This is a genomic window from Streptomyces sp. NPDC030799 (assembly GCF_055572255.1).
In genome coordinates this window covers 426,350-444,302 of record NZ_JBVIDS010000005.1, presented here as the reverse complement: position 1 = coordinate 444,302, position 17,953 = coordinate 426,350, and the positions used below count along the sequence as shown (strand labels likewise).

Here is a 17,953-nt window from a genome sequence, read left to right as displayed (position 1 = left end):
AAGGTGGCGTCCGCCCCGGCGGATGCCCTTCTCGATGATGTAGGTCGGTGCGCCGTCGGGTTCGTGCGGCCGGGATTGAGTTCAGCGCGGCCAGGGTGTTGGCGGTGCCCTTGTGGCGGTGGTCGACGCCCACAGCCGGTCGTCACCGACGGGGTATCCGCCGTGGACGTAAGTGACGCCGTGGGTGCGGTGGTAGGTCGCGGGCAGGCGGTCGGGCTTGCCCTGCTTCGCCCAGCAGGATCTGGCGGTGGCCGGATCCCCAGCGGCCCGTACTTGTCGAACACTTGCTCGCGGTACTGCCATGGCGCACGATCTGCTGCAACTTCTGCCCCTCCTGATCGGTCAGTCTGGGCGCAGGGACAGGCTCAGCCGACAGAGCCGCCGCGGTCACCCCTGCGGCGAAGGTGGTGCGTATGCGGCGCTGTCGAGGCGGCGACTCAGCCCACAACGTCGTAGCTTCAGATGAGCGAATGGGGTCGCCCATTCAGGTTGTCCCGGTGGATATGTGGTTCGGCAGACGGGTGCCCCCTGCGGTCAGCTGCTTCCGCAGGACCGCTCAGTACCGCCCGCCGCAGGTTCCTCACCGCTCGCGCCCGCGAACGTTCTCCTCGTGCGCGCCCGTCCTGGCCGCCGGATACTCGATGCGGGCTTGATGCCCCCCAACCGCAGTCCGGGCGCTGAAGAACAACGACCTTCCTTCCCGGCCCCGATCGATGAGGAGATTGCGTCATGCGCTCCCAGAGGAATCCGCCGACTCCCCTCACGGCGGTGGCGGCCGGCCTGCTGGCCGGGGTGGCGGGGACGGTGTGCCTGGATGCCGTCCATTACCTGAAGTACCGTCGCGCAGGGGGGACGGACAGCCCGCTCGCCTGGGAATTCGCGCCGGTCGAGAGCTGGGAGAAGGCCCCCGCTCCGGGGCAGGTGGCGAAGCGGGTGATCGAGGGCTTCACCCAGCGCCGGCTTCCTGATGGCTCTGCCTGGCTCACCAGCACCGCCGCGCACTGGGCCTACGGATCAGCGGCCGGCGCGGCCTACGGCCTCCTGGCCGGATCACTGCCCAGGCCCTCCCCCGTGTATGGCGTGGCTTTCGGTGCCGCAGTGTTCGCCGGTGACTACGTCACCTTGCCGATCGCAGGGCTCTACAAGCCGATCTGGCAGTACGACGCCAAGATCGTGGCCTGGGATCTGGGCGCGCACGTCGCCTACGGCACCGGTACCGCAATCACCTTCTGGCTGCTCAGCCGACTCGGCATCGGCACCGTCGGCCAGAGACCGTAAGCCGCCTGCCGGCGACGGCCGATGCCCCTGCGCGCCACGGCTCCCTGCTGATGGGTGTGTGGTTTGCTTCCGGACCGCCGCCCGAGCATCGTGAGCCCAGGATCACGCCTGTCGGTGCGGAGCCCCGAAGGTGTTCGGCCAGGCCAGCCCGCCGAGCGCCTGCGCCCGAATCCCCGCCCGGGCCATCCTGGCCGTCGCCTCCCTCCGACAACTGGCCCCGGCGTGGACCGGGCCACCGTCTGCCGGATTCCCGGGCGCGGCCCGCGTCCGGCCGTGCGAGTCTCGTCATAGCGGCATCTTGTTACGAGCGCAGGAAGTGTCGGTCATGGACATGAAACTCGAAGTCGTGGTGGTGCCGGTGTCCGACGTCGACCGGGCCAGGAGCTTTTACACGCGATTGGGCTGGAGGCTGGACGCGGACATCGCCCCTGACGAGAACTTCCGGGTGGTGCAGGTGACGCCGCCGGGCTCGTCGGCGTCGGTCATCTTCGGCACCTCGGTCACGTCCCAGACGCCGGGCTCGGCTCAGGGCATGCACCTGATCGTGGACGACATCAACGCCGCATACGATGAGTTGAAACGGGTCGGCGCCGAGCCGAGCGAGGTGTTCCACGACGCCGGCGGCGTCTTCCACCACGCCGGGACAGAGGCCCGGCTGCCGGGGCCGGATCCGCAGCGCACGAGCTACAGCTCGTTCCTGTCCTTCAGCGACCCGGACGGCAACGGCTGGCTTCTCCAGGAGGTCACGACCCGGCTCCCGGGACGCCTCGATCCCGCGACCACGACGTTCGCCTCGGCCGAGGACTTGGCGAGCGCGCTGCGCCGCGCCGCGGCCGCGCACGGGGAGCATGAGGCAAGCATCGGTGCGGAGGACCCGAACTGGCCGGACTGGTACGCCCAGTACATGGTGAGTGAGCAGGCCGGGACCGAACTGCCGTCGTGACCGCATCGCCCTTGGGCAGTGAATTACCGCGGTGCTCCTGCCGATGGGGGACTCGACCTGGGGCTGATGCGCGTCACCTGCTTCGGTACGGGCTCCCAGCGATGCCCGGCGGCCACAAGCTGCACATTGGCCCTCGTCTGTTAAGGGCGCCTCAGGGAGATTGCAGGGAGCGCGGACTCCGTACTTGAGGGAGTTGCGTGCAGGTAGCAATGGTCACCTTCAACGAACTCGACAGCTGCATAGCTTCCGCGCTGATCAATCGGTGCCGCGGGGACGGCTGGGAGGCTCTTGTCACGACGCCGACGCCGGTCGTCATGTCGATGAACGGCGTCGAGGTGACAGGGCAGCGCCGGCTGATCGGCGCCCAGTGCTCCGGCGCGCTGGTGCTCGCCCGCCCAGGCCGTCGCACTCTCCTGACGGCCACGTCATCAGCCTCGTCGCGGCGCCTTGAAGGGGGCCGGCGTGAGCCAGCCAGGTTCCGCATACTGGCGAGCTCCGCGATGACGCGAACCGCGAGGTCTTACACAGTGAGGGCGTCAGCCTGGAGCGTCCGGAGCGCTCGCCCTGCTCGTCCGTGCGAGGCGCGCTGACGGAGCCCGGTCGTAGCGTGATGCGAGTTCGTCGAAGTCCTGTCGGAGGTCACTGGCCGCGGTCGTATAGGCATGGGCTCGGTCCTGGGACGGGGTACCACGGATCGTTCGTCGGCCTTGGGGTCGGCCCGGGCCCAGGTGACGGGCCGTCCGGCCGGAGTGCACACCAGGTGCAGTTTCAGGCCCCGGTAGAAGCGGGAGTGGTAGCGGCAGTAGCCGTAGTTCGCCCAGCCGGCCAGGTCGGAGCCAGCGGCTGCCGTGCTCCCCCTGTCAAGCATCGGCGGTCGCAGTCGTAAGTCCGCCGCTCGGGTGAGGAGGACACGACCACAGACCGACGTATGACGGCGCACTCGCGCGGCAGTGTGGATCACATGCTGAGAGTGAATTCGCTGCCGAACATACCGCGTTGGGCGCAACGTGCCGCTGTGGGCGCAGCATTGAGCAATGTGCCCTCGGGGTTGTGGCGCCTGGCCATCGCAGTGGGCCTTCCGGTCGGGCTGGCCCAGTCCGAGTACGACCGGTTGCATGCCCCCGGCTGGGGATCGTTCTACCTTGTCGTGCTCAGCCTGGTCTCCGAGCTCTTGGCCCTCCTGACCCTCGGGCTCGTGCAGAGCTGGGGCGAGACCTGGCCGCGCTGGATCCCGTATCTGCGCGGGCGACGAGTCCCGGTCGTGCCGGCCACCATCCTGGCGGGTCTCGGCGCGCTGGCGACGTCGGTCTACGGTGTGCTGTTCGTCTACACCTCGCTCAATGCGGACATGGACGCATCCACCTGGGGCACCTGGCTGCTCAACATCGTCTACGCCCCACTGCTGCTATGGGGTCCGCTGCTGGGCGCCGTCACGGTGCACTACTACCGTCGCCGGACCGCATTCTCGCCCGTACCGGAGTGAGTGCCCGGTGCCAACGTGACGACCGATTTGGATTCGCGCGCACTGGTCCGATCCGCGGATGCGGCTGCCAAAGGAGATCAACAACGAGCACGGCGGACGAGGGGTGTACTTCAAAGACCCTGCTGGTCAGTTGATTGAGCTGATCATCCGCCCGTACCGGTAACCGAGGCAGCGCCTGGCCGGGCACCCCGAACGCGGCGCCCGACCAGGCAGCCGGCTGGCGAGATCTCCTGTTGTCCCAGGACGCCGCGGTCATAGTCCGTGCCGCTCCCATCTCCCGCGCCACCGAAGTGAGGTTGCACGTCGAATATCCGGGACTGGAGTAGGGGGCCAGTCAAGGAGCGTCTGGTGCCGATCTACGGCCGTGCCAGCCAGGTCACGGTCTCGTCCACCACTGCTGGCTTGACGTGTCCCGCTCGTGTGTATTCCGCCGGAGTAGTGGGGCCGCTGCCGGAGAAGAAGAGGTGGTTGGCGTCCTGGTGGCGCGGATCACCGTTTCGGAACGGTCTGCCAGTGCGGCCTGCCAGCGCGTCAGGTCGTCGGCGACGGTGACCTGGTAGTCCGGCCCGCCGTGCAGGAGCAGTATCGGGCAGGCAAGTCCGACTGCCGTGACCACCGGGTCGCAGGCGCGCAGATCGAGCCAGCAGGCGGCGGAGAGCCCGAGCGGCCGCACCGTTCCGCATCGACTGCCCTTGCCGTTTCGTCCGGCACGCCGAGGCCTCGCAGCCGAGGAGACGCAGCACCTCGAGGACCGGTTGGAACCCCCAAATGACCCAACGCTCCGAACGCCGGACCATCCAGCGGCGACGGCAGGGAATCACCGGGATGGGCCGTGCGGGCCTAGCCGCCCCACGGGTGGCATTCGGTTCGCCGTGGAGGCCGTGGCCGCGACGGTGGACGCGATCGGCGCGGCCAGGAGGGGCATCCGCCTCTCCCAGGGGGCGGCTTCTGGGGCGTCGAGGAGACCGACGCGCTCGCCCTCAACACCGCGCTGAGCGGAAGCCGACCGCCGGCTGGGCCTCGGTGCCGACCTGGTCAGTTTCGGCTGCTGCTTCCTGGCCAACCCCGACCTCGTCGAACGCCTCCGCACCGGGCTGCCGATCGTCCCCGTCGACGAGACCACGTACTACCAGGGCGGCGACACCGGCTACCTCACCTGTCCGGCCTACCAGCACACGGCATGACGCCCGCACGTGCGGGTCTATAGAGACGGCCCGGCCAGCCATGCGCCCCCCACTGCGGACGGCGGAACAAGTCAGCGCCGCGCCCACGCCCTAACCACCCCCGGGACCGCGGCCCTGGGCTCAACGGGGCCGGCGCAAGCCGGATGGAGTACGCAGCAGCGCCGAGTACCGGCCGCGTTCGGCGAGCCGAGCGGGCCCGGGTGAAGATCGTCTCTTCCTACGGGGCTTTCGGGACTGCGCGTCTGCCCGGGGCTCGGCGGCGCACCAGTTCGACGGTCTCCCACGACGCGGTGGCGACGGCCACCAGCGACAACAGCAGGTAGAAGACGAAGAGCTTGTGCAGGTCGTCGAGGAAGTACCAGATCGATGCGGTGGCACTGAACCAGGAGGCGACCAGTGTGCCGGCGCCGTGCTTCTTGCTGCGTGCCCCGCTGACGAGGCAGCAGGCGGCGGCCAGTGCGAGCAGAACAGCAATGGCTACGTACGAGTGGGTCCACCCTACGTAGGCGCGCCGCAGTTCGGAGTTGACCGCCACGGCCTCGGCCACCGGCCCCCAGCTCACCGCGCACGACAGGCGTGTCGACCATGGCAGCGTCATCAGACCCAGCACACCGGCTGCCATGGCGATCCAGCCGAAGTGAGCGGTGTCCACCAGCCGGCCACGTCCGCACAGCAGCGCAAGCAGGCATCCGAGCAGAGCCAGAGCGCTGTCGGCGGACGGACGCAGTGAGATGCGGAATTTGTCCCGGTGAGCGGTTCGGCCGCCGGGCCGCGTCGCGGGGGGCCCGGGCGTGCCGGCCTGTACCGTCGGCATGGAGGTCTGTGTCAGGGCGTCGGCGAGGGCTGCACGCATCTCCCCGGCATCGACGAACCGTTCTTTCGGGTCTTTGCCGAGGGCGCGAAGGATCACCGCCTCCACCGCCGGTGGTATCTGCGGTCTCAGCCGGGAGACCGGCTCGGGTGCGGCGAACAGGTGCTGATGCATGACGGCGAAGGGCGATTCGCCACGGAACGGGGGCTGCCCGGTCAGCAGTTCGTGCAGCAGACACCCCATCGCGTACAGATCGGCCCGATGGTCGATCTCCGACCCGTTGATCTGCTCAGGGGAAAGGTAGGCGGGAGTGCCGATCGCCGCACCGCTCCCGGTGATGCGGGTGGCGGTTTCGGTGAAAGCCTTGGCGATGCCGAAGTCGAGGACCTTCACGGTGTCGGGCCCGGTGAGCATGATGTTCGAGGGCTTGATGTCCCTGTGCACGATCCCGCACTCGTGGCTGTGCCGCAGCGCGTCCAGCACCGCGCATGCCGCGTTGACGGCGTCGGCGACAGGCAGTGGACCGTCTCGCAGGACCTCGGCGAGGGTGGCGCCTTGCACGTACTCCATGACCAGGTAGGGCCGTGGGCCATCCGGGTGCGGCTCCTCGCCGACGTCATGGATGGTGGCCACCGCTGGATGGTTCAGCGCGGCGACCGCGTGCGCCTCGCGCCGGAAACGGGCTCGCGACTGCGGATCATGGGCCAGCGCCGAGGAGAGCAGCTTCACCGCGACAGTGCGGCGCAGCCGCTGGTCCACCCCGCGATGGACCGTTCCCATGCCACCTTGACCGAGCTTCTCGACCAGCTCGTACCGGCCGCCGAGGATCATGTCCCGCCCCACCCACGCCTCCCGTGAATCAAAAACCCGACGCAGCTTACGGCGCGACCTCGACGGGCCCAACGCCACCGCTGTAGCCCCGCGGGTCGCAGAGCAGGAGCGCGAGCGCACTGGCGAACTCACGTGAGCAGTCGGCCAGGGCCGAGAACCAGCCCGTTGCGAGCCATGGTGAGGCGGACGAGCAGGGCTGCGGTATCCCTGCTGTCCGGCAGGATGGGATTCCTCGGCGCCGACGTAACGAGGGGCCCGGCCTCTTCGGGGGCTTCCTTCAGTGATCGACAGACACAGCCTGTCTTCGGCGAGAGCGTAGTCGTAGGTGTTACCGCCGATGTTGTCGGGCCGGGACCAGACTCTTCCCATCTCTGCCCGCAGCCACGTGTGTGCCGTACGAACCCGCGACACCCGCTTCAGCAGCCAGGACGGCGAGTGCCGCTGTGACCTGTGGACTGCCCGACCGAGACACAGCCGCCCGTGTGTGCATTCCGTCCGTGCTCTGCACCGACGCACCTGCTCGGAGCGGTTGGATGCAAGGCCTTGAGGAGCGATGGGGGCCGAGGCGCAATGCGCCTGGGACTTGAGCCGGTTCAGTTCTGGGCCGTCGGCCGGACGACGATCTCGTTCACGTCGACGGTCGCCGGCTGCCCGATGGCAAACGCAATGGCTTGGGCGATCGCCTCAGGCGGGATCGCGATCCGCTCCCGCACCTTCGTGATCTCCGCTCCAACCTGCGGATTCGTTGATGCTTCGGCGAAGTCGGTCCCAATGACGCCGGGCGAGACGGTGGTCACCCGCAAGGAGTCACCGGCTTCCTGGCGCAGGCCTACGCAGATGGCGCGGACCGCGAAGTTCGTACCGGCGTAGACGGCCATGGTCGGCCGATGCGAAATGCGGCCGTGGAGGTGATGGTGATGAACTGGTCCGTGCCCTGGGCCCGGAAGACCGGCAGCGCGGAGCCGATCCCGTGCAACACGCCCTTGATGTTGACATCGACCATCTGGTCGCACTTGTCGACCCGCAGATCGTCGAGAAGCGAGATGGTGCCGGCCCCGGCGTTGCTGACCAGCACGTCGAGCCGCCGAAGCGCTCGCAGGCCAGTGCGACCAGGGTGTGCAGGTCGTCCCGTCGGGTCACGTCCGTGCGGGTCTGCACGGCCGCACCGCCCGACTTCTCGATCCGCGCCACCAGCTCCGTGAGGCGCTCGGACCGGCGCGCACCCAACACGAGCCGCGCGCCTCGCTCGGCGAGCAGCAGTGCGGTCGCCTCGCCGATGCCGCTGCTGGCTGAGAGCGCTTCGTCTGCCGCAGGGCACATCAGCGCGAAACGGCAGGTAGGCGCCGTGAGCACGGCAAAAGACCAGGCCCCGGCACCCCGGGCACAAGGCCGTGAGCCACTGGCAGTCCCGGCCACGAGGCATTCGAAGGCGTCGATGCCGTCGCCCGCGCCGAATGTGCGTGGCGACGGGATGCGTGCAGGCCTTCGCGCGTGCATGGTGGATTCGTCCGCTGATGGGACCGTGCCTGTGGCCCGGCAGCGGCGCAAGGTTGCGTGCCTCGACGACGACATACTCCGCGAGGGTGCCGTTGCGCGTCCAGTCCGTGAGGCCGAACACCCGCTGTCGGGGCGTACCCAGGCTGAGCCCGTGACGGAGGCAGATCCGGTGGAGGGGGCCGCCTGGCAAAAGGTGGCCGAAGACTCGCATCCGATGATCTGCCCGAGATCGCGACCGAGGCGCCTGACCGCCCGCAGCCAGCCCTCCACCTGCTTCGGCCCCGGCTCGGGCAGCAACAGCGCAGTGGCGGTACGGGCCGTGGTGTGCGACTGCACGGATGCGATCATGCCTCGGAGGGACGAGGCTTTTGCTTGTGGCAATGCTGCGCTGCCTGCCCAGTGGCGAGGCGCATTGACGCTCCGCGGTCAGGACGTGCAGGAGTCCTCAGCATCTCTCAGCCCCAGACCTCACGGAGCTCGTCATGACCGCTCCCTCCGGCTCCATCGTTCTGGAGCCCGCAGCCCAGCAGTTCGCAGATGCCACGTCCCAACCGCCGTTCTTGTACGAACTGGGGCCCGAGAAGGCCCGCAGGGTGCTGGACGACCTTCAAGCCGAACCGATCGAGAAACTCGATGTCGACTCGGAGTGGATCACCGTGCCTGCCGATGTCGGCGATGTACGTGCCCGCATCGTCCGGCCGCGCGGCGCCGCACCACCCCTCCCCGTGGTTCTCTATATGCACGGCGGTGGCTGGATTCTGGGCAACGCCGACACCCATGATCGACTGGTGCGCGAGCTCGCGGACGGGGCGCAGGCCGCGGTCGTGTTCATCGAGTACACCCGCTCTCCCGAGGCGCACTACCCGGTGGCGATCGAGCAGGGCTACGCCACCGCTCAGTGGATCGTCCGAGAAGGCGCTGCCCATGGCCTCGATCCGGACCGCATGGCGGTGGCAGGCGACTCGGTCGGCGGAAACATGACGGCTGCTCTCGCCCTGATGGCCAAGGAGCGCGGCGACGTCCGCTTCGTGCATCAGTCCATGTACTACCCGGTCACCGACGCCGAAATGAACACCCAGTCCTACGCCGATCTCGCCACCGGCTACTTCCTCACCGCCCAGGCCATGGAATGGTTTTGGAACGCCTACATTCCCGACCGCGCGCAGCGCAGCGAGAGTACCGCCTCCCCCCTGAAGGCCACCCTCGATCAGCTCGCCGGTCTCCCACCAGCCTTCCTCCTCGTCGACGAGGCAGACGTCCTACGCGACGAGGGCGAGGCATACGCGGCCAAGCTCCGCGCCGCGGGCGTCGACATCACCACCGTCCGTTACGACGGCATCACCCACGACTTCATGATGCTCAACCCTCTCAGCGACACCCATGCCACCCGTGCGGCCGTTGCCCAGGCCGTCTCAGTGCTGCGCGACGCGCTGAGAAGTGGTGTCGCTCCGCCTTGATCTGTCACGTTCCGTGACTCGGTCGGTCTACACAGGCCGACGGTCGTTCTCCAGGGGCCAACTGCCCACTTTGGGAGGCTCGGCATGGCATCCGATTCCACCTGGCGATCCGCAGCGCGACAGTTGCCGCTCAGGTTCCCCGTCGGCACGTTCTTCCTCAACTCCGCGCTGTCGAAACGCGGCGCGGACCAGGCCACCGCTGAGGGACTGCAGCAGTTCGCCACCACCGCCTACCCCTTCTTGGGCAAGCTCGATGCCCAGCAGTTCGTCAGATTGCTCTCTGCCGGGGAGGCCGCCGTTGCCGCCGCGCTGCTCCTGCCGTTGGTCCCTGCCGCTGTTGCCGGAGCCGCGCTGACCGCGTTCTCTGCCGGCACGCTCGGGCTGTACCTGCGCGCGCCGGGCATGCGCAAGGAGGGCAGCCTGCGACCCACTGAGCCCGGAACCGCTCTGGCCAAGGATGTCTGGCTGCTGGGCATCGGCATCTCCCTCATGGTCGAGGGCGTCAGCGATCACCGTTGGTGATAAGGCGGCTACGGTGTCGGCCAGGGCTCTGACCGCATAAGTCCGCCAGGTTGTTCACGATCGGGTTCGCCCACGAGGCGTAGGTCGGGGTGAAGCGCAGCCCGACCTTGTGCTTATTCGCCCAGCGGCGGAGGGCGGCGCCCTTGTGGGCGGACAGGTTGGCATGCGTGGAGGCGAAGGGGGTAAATCCCTGGTCAGGGGCTGACCAGCGGGCGTAACCGGCGGAGGGTGGTGTGCGTTGCTCCCTACTTGGACGAACTCCTTGATCCCACCTTCGGTATGCCGGAGTTGTACGAGCCGCGCCTGCCGCTGTTCACACTCACCGAGGCGCACCAGCTGCTGGACGTCCTGCAGCACTTCGGCACGACCGATCACGACTGGGGCGCCCAGGCCCGCCACTTCGCCGCCGAACTCACAGCCCGTGTCCCCTTGGGCGACGTCTAGTTGATCGGCCCCAGGGGTTGCTGATCTCTGGTCGTGACATTTCAACTGAGTAGGCTCAGAATCGGCTCGTGAAGTGGATGGACAACGCACGCAAGAGGCGGCAGGAGGCCGGAGAGCTTCGTGAAAGGGCACTGGCAACCGTTAGAGCTAGCACACTCTGCCATGACTCGCGCCCGTTCACACAGGTCAAAGTCATTTGGGGCACCGCGCGCTCCTCGATGGACGCCGCCTACGAAGCCCTCCTGATCGAGGCGTACAACCTTGGCTATGACGCTGTACTGGGCGTTGGCTTCACCTCCCCCGCTCATCCACCGGGCGGTGGTGGTGGGTACAGCAGCGTGAACTTCATCGCCTACGGGACTGGTGTCACGTGGACGAGCGACAGTTCGGCTTGATGAAGCTACGTCAGGGACCTCGTCACCGCCCAGCCGGCCAGACTCTGATCTACGGCAAGAACTACTACGGCTGCGACTTGGAAAGCCGAATCGGTCCCGCCTCTTCGCTCAGCAGGCCTTCTGTTCGCCAGGATTCCGCTCCGCGACGGCAGCCCTGCCCGCGCTTCCACAGCGCAACAATGGCCAACTCCCGGCACTGCCCCATCAAACACACCGAGGCAAGGCAATACGAACCGGCCAGGACTTCGAAGTGCACCGGGAGCCGGTCGGCAAGCGCACGGTCGCGTCGGTGATGCTGGCCGACGACCCCGGCGGAGTCGTAGCGGGCCGCCACCGCTGAGGCCGTCTGCGGCCTCGGCTGACCAACGGAACCGTGGTTGGCGCTGAGATTGACCATGACCGTCGCCGGTCCCTTGTGCTCCTAGGATGGCGAGGGTGATGGCAAGGACTAGTGATATCGAGAAGGCAGCCGAGGTGCTGCGCGCCGGCGGCCTGGTCGCCCTCCCGACCGAGACCGTCTACGGTCTGGGCGCCAACGCCGAGGATCCCGCCGCCGTCGCGCGCATCTTCCAGGTCAAGGGACGTCCGCCCTCCCACCCGCTGATCGTCCACATCGGCGGCGCGGAGCACCTGGACGACTGGGTGAAGGACGTGCCCCAGGCGGCGCGCCTGCTGGCCGAGCACTTTTGGCCGGGGCCGCTCACGCTGGTCCTGCGGCGCGGTCGCCGGGTACCCCTGGAAGTGACCGGTGGCTTGGAGACGGTGGCGGTGCGCGTGCCCGGTCACCCCGTCGCACTGGCGCTGCTGGCGGCCTTCGGTGGCGGTGTCACGGCCCCCTCCGCCAACCGCTTCGGCCGGGTCAGCCCGACCACGGCGGACCACGTCCGTGCCGAGCTCGGTGACGCGGTCGACTTCGTGCTGGACGGCGGCCCCTGCGAGGTTGGTGTCGAGTCGACCATCATCGACGTCACCGGCGAGATCCCGAGCATCCTGCGGCCCGGCGGTGTGACGCGCGAGGACCTCGAAGCGGCGCTCGGGCGCCCGCTCACGGTCCCCGCCACCAGCCGCGTCCGTGTGCCGGGCCAGCATCCGTCGCACTACGCGCCGCGTGCACGGGTCGTCCTCGTCGAGCCCGAGAAGGTCGTCGCCGAGGCGGAGCTGGCGCAGGAGCTGGGCCACCGGGTGGGCGTCTTTCTGCCTGCCTCCTTCGCCGGCACCGCGGTGAAGGCGCACGCCGTGGTGATGGTCCCGTCTTCGATGGGCGCCTACGCGCGCGGGCTGTACGGGTTCCTGCGCGAGCTGGACCAGCGGGGGTGCGACCTCATCGTGGCCTCATTGCCGGTGGAGGAGGGCCTGGGACTGGCGATCGCCAACCGGCTGCGCCGCGCCGCCGGGCCCCGGCCCACCGTGTGACCGGCACCGACGCCGTGCCTTTCCTGCTCCCGGAGACGGGAGCAGGGCGGATGCGTGACGGGTTCGGCCGGGCGCTCACCGCTCTGGCAGTCCGGGCACAGCTCGTGCCGCCCCTCGTCGGTGACGACCGTTCCCCATCCCCGGCACACCTCGCAGCCCGCGGCCCGCGCCAGGTCGGCGCGGGGGACGGTGCTGGGCGCGTATTCGGCTCCGCGAGCCATCGGGGTGCCCTCCCGTGAATGATCAAGCGGTGAACCCGATGGATTCCTCATCCACGTATACAGGCGTGTCCTGCGGCCGCGGCAAATCACGCTGAGCAGCCACGGCCGGGGCGGTCAGGACGCTGCGGGGACTGTGGCGTCGAGGCCGCGGGCGGCGACGAGTTGTGCGCTGCCGTCGGCCAGGCGGTAGCGCAGGCCCACCACGGCGGCCTGCCCGGCGGCGACCTTGTCGGCCAGGACCCGGGAGCGGTCCAGGAGCAGGTCGGCGGTGTGCCTTATGTGCTCTGCGAGGATCTGATCGGGCTCGACCTGTCCGGCGGCCCGCGCGGCAAGCACGCTGGGGGTCACCCGTTCCACGACGTCCCGGACGTACCCGGCCGGTGTCATGCCGTTCTCCAGGGCGGCGCAGGCGGCACCGACCGCGCCGCACGAGTCGTGGCCGAGGACCACGACCAGCGGGCAGCCCAGCACGTCCACGCCGAACTCGATGCTGCCCAGCACCTCCGGGCCCATGACGTGGCCCGCGGTGCGCACCACGAACAGGTCACCCAGGCCGCGGTCGAAGATGATCTCGGCGGCCAGCCGGGAGTCGGAGCACCCGAACAGCACGGCGAAGGGCTGCTGGGACGGGGCGGTCTCGGTGCGGCGGACGGCGTCCTGATTGGGGTGCTCAGGGGTACCGGCGACGAAGCGCCGGTTGCCGGCCAGCAGCAGCTCGAAGGCGTCGAAGGGCGTGGGAGTGTGGATGTCGGTCATGGCCGCAGCCTACGAGCCGGACCGTTCGTTGGCAGTGCGTGGATGCTCACAACGGCGATGCGCAGCGCTTTACGGCCTCGCTGAGGGTGTACTGGCTCCCGCCCTGGTCGGACAGTCACACCTACGCCGGCGTGCATGAACGCGCGACGAGGCGGCCGGCGTCGTGGCACGGACGGGCGGTGGTGGTCGCCATCGCGGTGACCACCGTGATCCTCGCGGTGGTGTCCGTCGTGGTGCGTGACCTGCCCAGGTGAGCGTCTATGAGCTGTTCGGGGAACCGATGGTGCGCAGTTGGCGTGCCGCGGTCGGCCGGCCACCGGATGAGCCACAGGATGACCACCCGGACGGGCGGTGCGGCGGGCCCGAATTCCCGGCGGCACCTGCGCATCCCGCCGGCGGAGGCCGAGCGGCGGCTGCGGGCCGCGCACGACCCGGAGATCGACGCCGCGATGGAGGCGGCGATGGCCGCGGACCCCACCCTCGAGTGGGCTGTCGGACAGGGCATGTTCGTGCTCGGTGCGGACAGCCCGCGGGCGTTCGCCGCCGCCTACCTCGACCATCACCTGCGCGACGGCGTCGCTGAGCGGATCGCCTGCCCGGTGCTGGTCTGCGCCGGGGAGGCGGACGGCTTGTTCCGCGGTCAGCCGGAGAAGCTGCAACGACCACCTGCGGTGCGAGAAGGCACTCCTCACCTTCACCGACGAGGAGGGGGCCGGCGCGCCCTGCCAGTCCGGGGCACAGCGACTTGCCCTGGCACGGATCCACGACTGGCTGGAGGAGGTGCTGGTACGGCGGCCCGCGACGGTGCGGCGGATCGGCTCGGCCCTCGCCATGACCGGAGCGCTGGTGGAGGCGCTCGGCGACGGCACCTGGTCCGCCCGCACCCCCTGCCCCGAGTGGGACGTCCGCGCGACGCTCAATCACCTGGTTGGCGGTATGCGGATCTTCGTCGCGGAACTGACCGGCACCGACCCGGCGGCGAGCACCACGACGACTGGCTCGGCGCGGACCCGGCCGCGGCGTACCGGGCCGCCGCCGAGGCCGACGGCGCCGCCCGGCACGCGGCGGCGCCCACGGACGCCGCGCTCGCCGGGCGGACGGTCCGCCTCGGGTTCGGAGCGCTTCCCGAACCGATGGCCGCGCTGGTGCACCTCACCGAGGTACTGGTGCACGGCGTGGACCTGGCGATCGCGGTCGGCCGGACCGATCTGGTCGACCAGCGGCTGTGCGAGGACGTGCTCGCGCAGATGCGGCGCCTGGGCATCGAGGCGTTCCGGCGGCCGGACATGTTCGGGCCGGAACGGGCGGCCCCGGAGGGCACTGCGGCCCATCTGCGCCTGGCGGCCCTCCTCGGCCGAGCGGTCCAGGGTGTGGGGGCCGCCGCCTGACGTGCGGTCAGTCCTGTGGCGGCACGTCGGGCGACAGCAGGTGACGGGCCAGGACGTCGAGTGCCGCGGTGAGTTCTGCGAGGTGTGCGGGGTCGGGCTCACCACCGAGCGCGGCGACGAGCGCGTCGTGTACGTCGGTGGAGCGGACCTCCGCCACCCGGGCCGAGGGCCGGCCGGCCGGGCGGATCAGGGTGCGCCGCCGGTCGGCCGGGTCCAAGGCGGTGGTCACCGCGCCCGCCTCTTTCAGCCGTGCCACCGCCGTGGAGATCTGACTCTGCGGCAGGCCGGTGCGCGCGGCGATCTCGCCCACGGTGGTGCCTGGATGGAAGGCGATGTCGCCGGCGGCGATCAACACGTTCCGGGCGCTGCCGGGGTAGCGGCCGCTGCCGCCGGGCGGCTCGGGCAGGGCGTCCTCGCCGATCTTCATCAGGGTGCGGCCCAGCAGGAACAGTTCGACTCCGTTCACGGAACCGATGTTACATCGAATTGGATACATCCATATTGATGCATCTAATTCGATGGATTATGGTGGTGTGGATCAGCGGCGGACCGACCGCCGCGGAGGGGGAATTCCGATGTCGACCACCGGCACGCTCGCCGTTCCCGGCGCCGTCCTGCACCACCACATCGAGGGCACCGGCCCGCTGCTGCTGATCTCGCAGAGCGGAGAGGGCGACGCCGACCGCACCGTCGACCTCGTCCCGCTCCTCACCGACACCTACACGGTGCTCACCTACGACCGGCGCGGCCTGTCCCGCAGCCGCCTCGACCACCCCGAGCGCGGGGCCACCCTCGCCGAGCACGCCGACGACGTCCGCCGGCTGCTGGAGGCCTTCGCCGACGGCCCGGCGCTGATGCTCGGTTGCAGCTTCGGTGCCGTGATCGGCCTGCACGTCGCCGCCCAGCACCCCGGACTGCTGCGCACCCTGATCGCCCACGAGCCGGTCGCGCCCGGACTGCTGGAGCCCGCCGAGGCCACCCGTCACCGGCGCGAACTAGTGGAGTTCCAGGAGCTGTACGAGCGGGACGGCCTCAGCGTGGCGCTGCCCGAGATCGCCCGGGTGCTGGGCATCGACCCGAGCGGCGCGGGCGCCGAACCCGACCTCACCCCGCAGCCGATCGACGCCCGCCGGGCCGCGAACTTCGACCGCTTCATCCGGCACGACTTCACCGCCGTGGTCGAGGACGCCCTCGACCACGACGCCGTCCGCGCCGCCACCACCCGGATCGTGCCCGCCGCCGGCCGCACCACCCCGCCCGACGTCTTCGACCGCCGCTGCGCGCAGGCCCTCGGCGACCTGCGCGGAACCCCCGTCGAGGAACTGCCCGGGGGCCACAACGGCAACACGAGTCACCCGCGGGCGTGGGCCGCTCGGCTGAAGGAGATTTTCGGCCCAGTGCAGTGACAGACAGTCAGACCTCCTCTGGACTGCATGGTGGCCTGATTGTGGCTGACGGTTTCCGAACCGATCCATCCGGCTGCACGGCCGATCTGAGTTCCCACCGCTGATCTCGTTGGCTACGTCTGGTCGGTGACTGGCTGGTGACTCGGATGCTGGGCCGGCGTCAGCCGCCGTAGCGGGTGGGCAGATCGACCAGCAGGAGGTCGTCACGGCGGTCGGTCAGGTCTACCAGATCGGGGAAGAAGCCGTGCAGAAAGTACAGGGCCAGAGTGGTGCCGGTGGTACTCCCGACAGAAGCGGGGGCGGACGGACGGGACCCGCCCGCGCGGGCCGGCGGCCCGGACCACCACGCCGGGCACACGCCGGGCTCCCCTGGGCTGACGCCACCGGACGTCAGGGGAGCGCGAGCACCGCGGCGATGGCGGCGCGCAGCTCCTGGTCGTCGAGGACGGCCCGGTAGTCCCGGTGGTTGGACAGCCGCGGGTCGCGGGCCTCGACGAGGCGCAGTGCTCGCCGTGCGGCCGGCGTGACCGTGCCGATGCGCAGGAACCCGCGGAGCGCCTCGGCCAGGTCGCCGTAGCGGTCGTCGTCCCCAGCGAAGCGCACGACGACCTGCTCCAGCACCGACAGGGTGGGCCCCGGGTCGCCGGTGATCCTCCACAGGGCGACCGCCGCCGTCGCCTTCCCGTACTCGGCGTTCTCCATGACCTCACGCACCCGTCCGGCGTGCGCCGCGGCGGCGGGACCGAAGTCGGACAGGAGGAGGACCGGTCCGTACGGCGACGCCTGCGCGTCGTGCACCGCCTCGCCCAGGAGCCGCAGCGCGGTACCGTCGTCACCCCCCGCGATGCGCCACGCGGCCCAGGCGATCCTGTCGTGATTGCCCGGATGGTCGAGGACGACCGCGTCACGCACGGCGGGCGCCGTCGAAGCCGCACCGGGCCCCATCGCCAGCAGCACGTCGACCACCCGGAACGAGTACCGAGTGTCCTTCAGGAGCGGCAGGATGACCGGGAGCACGGAGAGCGCGTCCGGCCCCCACTCCTCGGCAACGTGCAGCAAGGCGCCCATGATCTCGCCGTGATCGCCGTGCCGCTCGTGGTCCTGCCGCACCTCCTCCAGCAGCGCGGGCAGCAGGACGTCCGCGTGCTCGCGCAGCGGCGCCAGGACTTCGTGTATCTCCGGCCGACGCGGATCGCCCGCCACCCAGCTGCGCCCGAACTGCTCCCGGTACGGCGCCCAGAGCGACTCGACCAGACCGGGGAGGCCACGGGGGTCGCCCAGCCGGACCAGGGCCCAGCGTGCGAAGTCGCCGACGGTCCCCTCGATCCAGGAGATTTCGTCGGTCCCGGGATCGTCGAGGAGTGCCGCCAGGCGGTCGGCGCAGGGACCGGAGTCGGGGGCGAGCATTGCGAGGAGGTGCGCGGCCTTGAGCCGCACGCAGTCGTCGGCACACTCCAGCAGGCGTGCCGCGAGGGGCAGCACCGTCGGTGCCGCGGAACGCCGCAGCACCAGGTGCCGCCACGCCTCGTCCAGGACGACGCGGCGCAGCCCGTCGTCCGCGGTGCGTTCCGCCGCCTCAGCCAGCCGGGACACGAACGACAGGGCGTCCTGGGGGACGTGGTCGAGGAGACCGGACACCCATGCGGCGACGTCGTCCCGGGTGAAGGGGATCTCGACATCCGGTAGCCACCAGATCCGCTCGAACCGGGGCCGTACGGCCGGATCGGCGAGGACGTCCAGCAGCAGGTCGGCATGCCGGAGTGGGGCGTCGCGGTCGAGGGACGCCCGGGCGATCACGGCCGCCACCTTCATCACCGGCTCGTCGTCGCGCAGCACCCGGCTCAGCACCGCCTCCACCGCGCCGGCGAACCGGTGCCGGCCGCCGGGAGACCTGGGTCTCGGGTGCGTCGGCGGTCGTCGCGGC

Annotated in this window: 16 protein-coding genes and 7 pseudogenes; 14 read left to right on the top strand and 9 right to left on the bottom strand. The window is 70.0% G+C overall.

The genetic code is table 11. The annotated features are described in order from the left end of the window. Window positions 1–33 precede the first annotated feature (33 nt). A pseudogene (locus ACZ41I_RS15640) lies at window positions 34–326 on the bottom strand (IS630 family transposase); the annotation flags it as partial. 403 nt (window positions 327–729) lie between these two features. Here ACZ41I_RS15640 and ACZ41I_RS15635 point away from each other — a divergent pair. The 3 genes and pseudogenes from ACZ41I_RS15635 to ACZ41I_RS15625 form a co-directional block, all read left to right on the top strand. Further along, window positions 730–1,278 (top strand): hypothetical protein, encoded by a 549-nt coding sequence (locus ACZ41I_RS15635; protein WP_468514334.1) that lies wholly within the window; start codon window positions 730–732, stop codon window positions 1,276–1,278. Between the two features lie 325 nt (window positions 1,279–1,603). Next, window positions 1,604–2,221 carry a VOC family protein gene (locus ACZ41I_RS15630; protein WP_399768208.1) on the top strand — a complete coding sequence of 206 codons (618 nt, stop codon included), beginning with the start codon at window positions 1,604–1,606 and terminating at the stop codon, window positions 2,219–2,221. A gap of 197 nt (window positions 2,222–2,418) precedes the next feature. Further along, a pseudogene (locus tag ACZ41I_RS15625) lies at window positions 2,419–2,664 on the top strand (AraC family transcriptional regulator); the annotation flags it as partial. A gap of 242 nt (window positions 2,665–2,906) precedes the next feature. Here ACZ41I_RS15625 and ACZ41I_RS15620 read toward each other — a convergent pair. Further along, window positions 2,907–3,059 (bottom strand): annotated as a pseudogene (locus ACZ41I_RS15620) (IS982 family transposase); the annotation flags it as partial. Between the two features lie 177 nt (window positions 3,060–3,236). Between ACZ41I_RS15620 and ACZ41I_RS15615 the strand changes: the two are divergent. From ACZ41I_RS15615 to ACZ41I_RS15605, 3 genes and pseudogenes are all read left to right on the top strand, one after another. Next, window positions 3,237–3,704 (top strand): hypothetical protein, encoded by a 468-nt coding sequence (locus ACZ41I_RS15615; RefSeq protein WP_468514333.1) that lies wholly within the window; start codon window positions 3,237–3,239, stop codon window positions 3,702–3,704. A gap of 40 nt (window positions 3,705–3,744) precedes the next feature. Beyond that, a pseudogene (locus tag ACZ41I_RS15610) lies at window positions 3,745–3,867 on the top strand (VOC family protein); the annotation flags it as partial. Between the two features lie 697 nt (window positions 3,868–4,564). After that, window positions 4,565–4,888: pseudogene (locus ACZ41I_RS15605) on the top strand (alkene reductase); the annotation flags it as partial. 217 nt (window positions 4,889–5,105) lie between these two features. Here the strand turns inward: ACZ41I_RS15605 and ACZ41I_RS15600 are convergent. Together ACZ41I_RS15600 and ACZ41I_RS15595 are read right to left on the bottom strand one after the other, a co-directional pair. Beyond that, window positions 5,106–6,542, bottom strand: a complete 1,437-nt coding sequence (locus tag ACZ41I_RS15600) for a protein kinase domain-containing protein (RefSeq protein WP_468514332.1) — start codon at window positions 6,540–6,542, stop codon at window positions 5,106–5,108. Window positions 6,543–7,123: 581 nt separating this feature from the next. Beyond that, window positions 7,124–7,850 (bottom strand): annotated as a pseudogene (locus ACZ41I_RS15595) (SDR family oxidoreductase). A 659-nt stretch (window positions 7,851–8,509) separates the two neighbouring features. Here ACZ41I_RS15595 and ACZ41I_RS15590 point away from each other — a divergent pair. The 4 genes from ACZ41I_RS15590 to ACZ41I_RS15575 all read left to right on the top strand — a co-directional run bounded on the left by ACZ41I_RS15590 (window position 8,510) and on the right by ACZ41I_RS15575 (window position 10,845). Beyond that, window positions 8,510–9,484, top strand: coding sequence for an alpha/beta hydrolase (locus tag ACZ41I_RS15590; protein ID WP_468514331.1), 975 nt, complete (start codon window positions 8,510–8,512; stop codon window positions 9,482–9,484). Between the two features lie 84 nt (window positions 9,485–9,568). Beyond that, complete coding sequence (locus tag ACZ41I_RS15585; RefSeq protein ID WP_468514330.1) at window positions 9,569–10,006, top strand: hypothetical protein; 438 nt, start codon at window positions 9,569–9,571, stop codon at window positions 10,004–10,006. A 249-nt stretch (window positions 10,007–10,255) separates the two neighbouring features. Further along, window positions 10,256–10,450 carry a hypothetical protein gene (locus ACZ41I_RS15580; protein WP_468514329.1) on the top strand — a complete coding sequence of 65 codons (195 nt, stop codon included), beginning with the start codon at window positions 10,256–10,258 and terminating at the stop codon, window positions 10,448–10,450. A 68-nt stretch (window positions 10,451–10,518) separates the two neighbouring features. Next, complete coding sequence (locus ACZ41I_RS15575; RefSeq protein WP_363220849.1) at window positions 10,519–10,845, top strand: hypothetical protein; 327 nt, start codon at window positions 10,519–10,521, stop codon at window positions 10,843–10,845. 64 nt (window positions 10,846–10,909) lie between these two features. Here the strand turns inward: ACZ41I_RS15575 and ACZ41I_RS15570 are convergent, their stop codons facing one another. Then, a complete protein-coding gene (locus ACZ41I_RS15570; protein WP_468514328.1) occupies window positions 10,910–11,242 on the bottom strand; it encodes a hypothetical protein in 333 nt (110 codons plus the stop codon). A 41-nt stretch (window positions 11,243–11,283) separates the two neighbouring features. Here ACZ41I_RS15570 and ACZ41I_RS15565 point away from each other — a divergent pair, with 41 nt between their 5' ends. Next, window positions 11,284–12,258 (top strand): L-threonylcarbamoyladenylate synthase, encoded by a 975-nt coding sequence (locus tag ACZ41I_RS15565; RefSeq protein ID WP_468514327.1) that lies wholly within the window; start codon window positions 11,284–11,286, stop codon window positions 12,256–12,258. 335 nt (window positions 12,259–12,593) lie between these two features. Here the strand turns inward: ACZ41I_RS15565 and ACZ41I_RS15560 are convergent, their stop codons facing one another. Continuing rightward, window positions 12,594–13,235 (bottom strand): carbonic anhydrase, encoded by a 642-nt coding sequence (locus tag ACZ41I_RS15560; protein ID WP_399768188.1) that lies wholly within the window; start codon window positions 13,233–13,235, stop codon window positions 12,594–12,596. 38 nt (window positions 13,236–13,273) lie between these two features. Between ACZ41I_RS15560 and ACZ41I_RS15555 the strand changes: the two genes are divergently transcribed. Both ACZ41I_RS15555 and ACZ41I_RS15550 read left to right on the top strand, forming a co-directional pair. Further along, the gene (locus tag ACZ41I_RS15555) at window positions 13,274–13,489 is read left to right on the top strand and encodes a hypothetical protein (RefSeq protein ID WP_468514326.1); all 216 of its coding nucleotides are present in this window, start codon (window positions 13,274–13,276) and stop codon (window positions 13,487–13,489) included. Window positions 13,490–14,066: 577 nt separating this feature from the next. Continuing rightward, window positions 14,067–14,318: pseudogene (locus ACZ41I_RS15550) on the top strand (maleylpyruvate isomerase N-terminal domain-containing protein); the annotation flags it as partial. Between the two features lie 312 nt (window positions 14,319–14,630). Here ACZ41I_RS15550 and ACZ41I_RS15545 read toward each other — a convergent pair. Next, the gene (locus tag ACZ41I_RS15545) at window positions 14,631–15,089 is read right to left on the bottom strand and encodes a MarR family winged helix-turn-helix transcriptional regulator (protein ID WP_468323099.1); all 459 of its coding nucleotides are present in this window, start codon (window positions 15,087–15,089) and stop codon (window positions 14,631–14,633) included. Between the two features lie 109 nt (window positions 15,090–15,198). Between ACZ41I_RS15545 and ACZ41I_RS15540 the strand changes: the two genes are divergently transcribed. After that, on the top strand, window positions 15,199–16,029 hold the full coding sequence (locus ACZ41I_RS15540) for an alpha/beta fold hydrolase (RefSeq protein WP_468514325.1): 831 nt from the start codon (window positions 15,199–15,201) through the stop codon (window positions 16,027–16,029). Window positions 16,030–16,189: 160 nt separating this feature from the next. Here ACZ41I_RS15540 and ACZ41I_RS15535 read toward each other — a convergent pair whose 3' ends face one another. Together ACZ41I_RS15535 and ACZ41I_RS15530 are read right to left on the bottom strand one after the other, a co-directional pair. Beyond that, the gene (locus ACZ41I_RS15535; RefSeq protein WP_468514425.1) at window positions 16,190–16,387 is read right to left on the bottom strand and encodes a hypothetical protein; all 198 of its coding nucleotides are present in this window, start codon (window positions 16,385–16,387) and stop codon (window positions 16,190–16,192) included. 32 nt (window positions 16,388–16,419) lie between these two features. Further along, a complete protein-coding gene (locus ACZ41I_RS15530) occupies window positions 16,420–17,886 on the bottom strand; it encodes a hypothetical protein (protein WP_468514324.1) in 1,467 nt (488 codons plus the stop codon). Window positions 17,887–17,953 lie beyond the last annotated feature (67 nt).

Excerpts from the sequence above, each read along its gene's own strand:
- ACZ41I_RS15635 (WP_468514334.1), top strand. The coding sequence starts at position 730 with ATGCGCTCCCAGAGGAATCCGCCGACTCCCCTCACGGCGGTGGCGGCC.
- ACZ41I_RS15570 (WP_468514328.1), bottom strand. The coding sequence starts at position 11,242 with ATGGTCAATCTCAGCGCCAACCACGGTTCCGTTGGTCAGCCGAGGCCG.
- ACZ41I_RS15540 (WP_468514325.1), top strand. The coding sequence starts at position 15,199 with ATGTCGACCACCGGCACGCTCGCCGTTCCCGGCGCCGTCCTGCACCAC.
- ACZ41I_RS15585 (WP_468514330.1), top strand. The coding sequence starts at position 9,569 with ATGGCATCCGATTCCACCTGGCGATCCGCAGCGCGACAGTTGCCGCTC.
- ACZ41I_RS15560 (WP_399768188.1), bottom strand. The coding sequence starts at position 13,235 with ATGACCGACATCCACACTCCCACGCCCTTCGACGCCTTCGAGCTGCTG.
- ACZ41I_RS15590 (WP_468514331.1), top strand. The coding sequence starts at position 8,510 with ATGACCGCTCCCTCCGGCTCCATCGTTCTGGAGCCCGCAGCCCAGCAG.
- ACZ41I_RS15630 (WP_399768208.1), top strand. The coding sequence starts at position 1,604 with ATGGACATGAAACTCGAAGTCGTGGTGGTGCCGGTGTCCGACGTCGAC.
- ACZ41I_RS15565 (WP_468514327.1), top strand. The coding sequence starts at position 11,284 with ATGGCAAGGACTAGTGATATCGAGAAGGCAGCCGAGGTGCTGCGCGCC.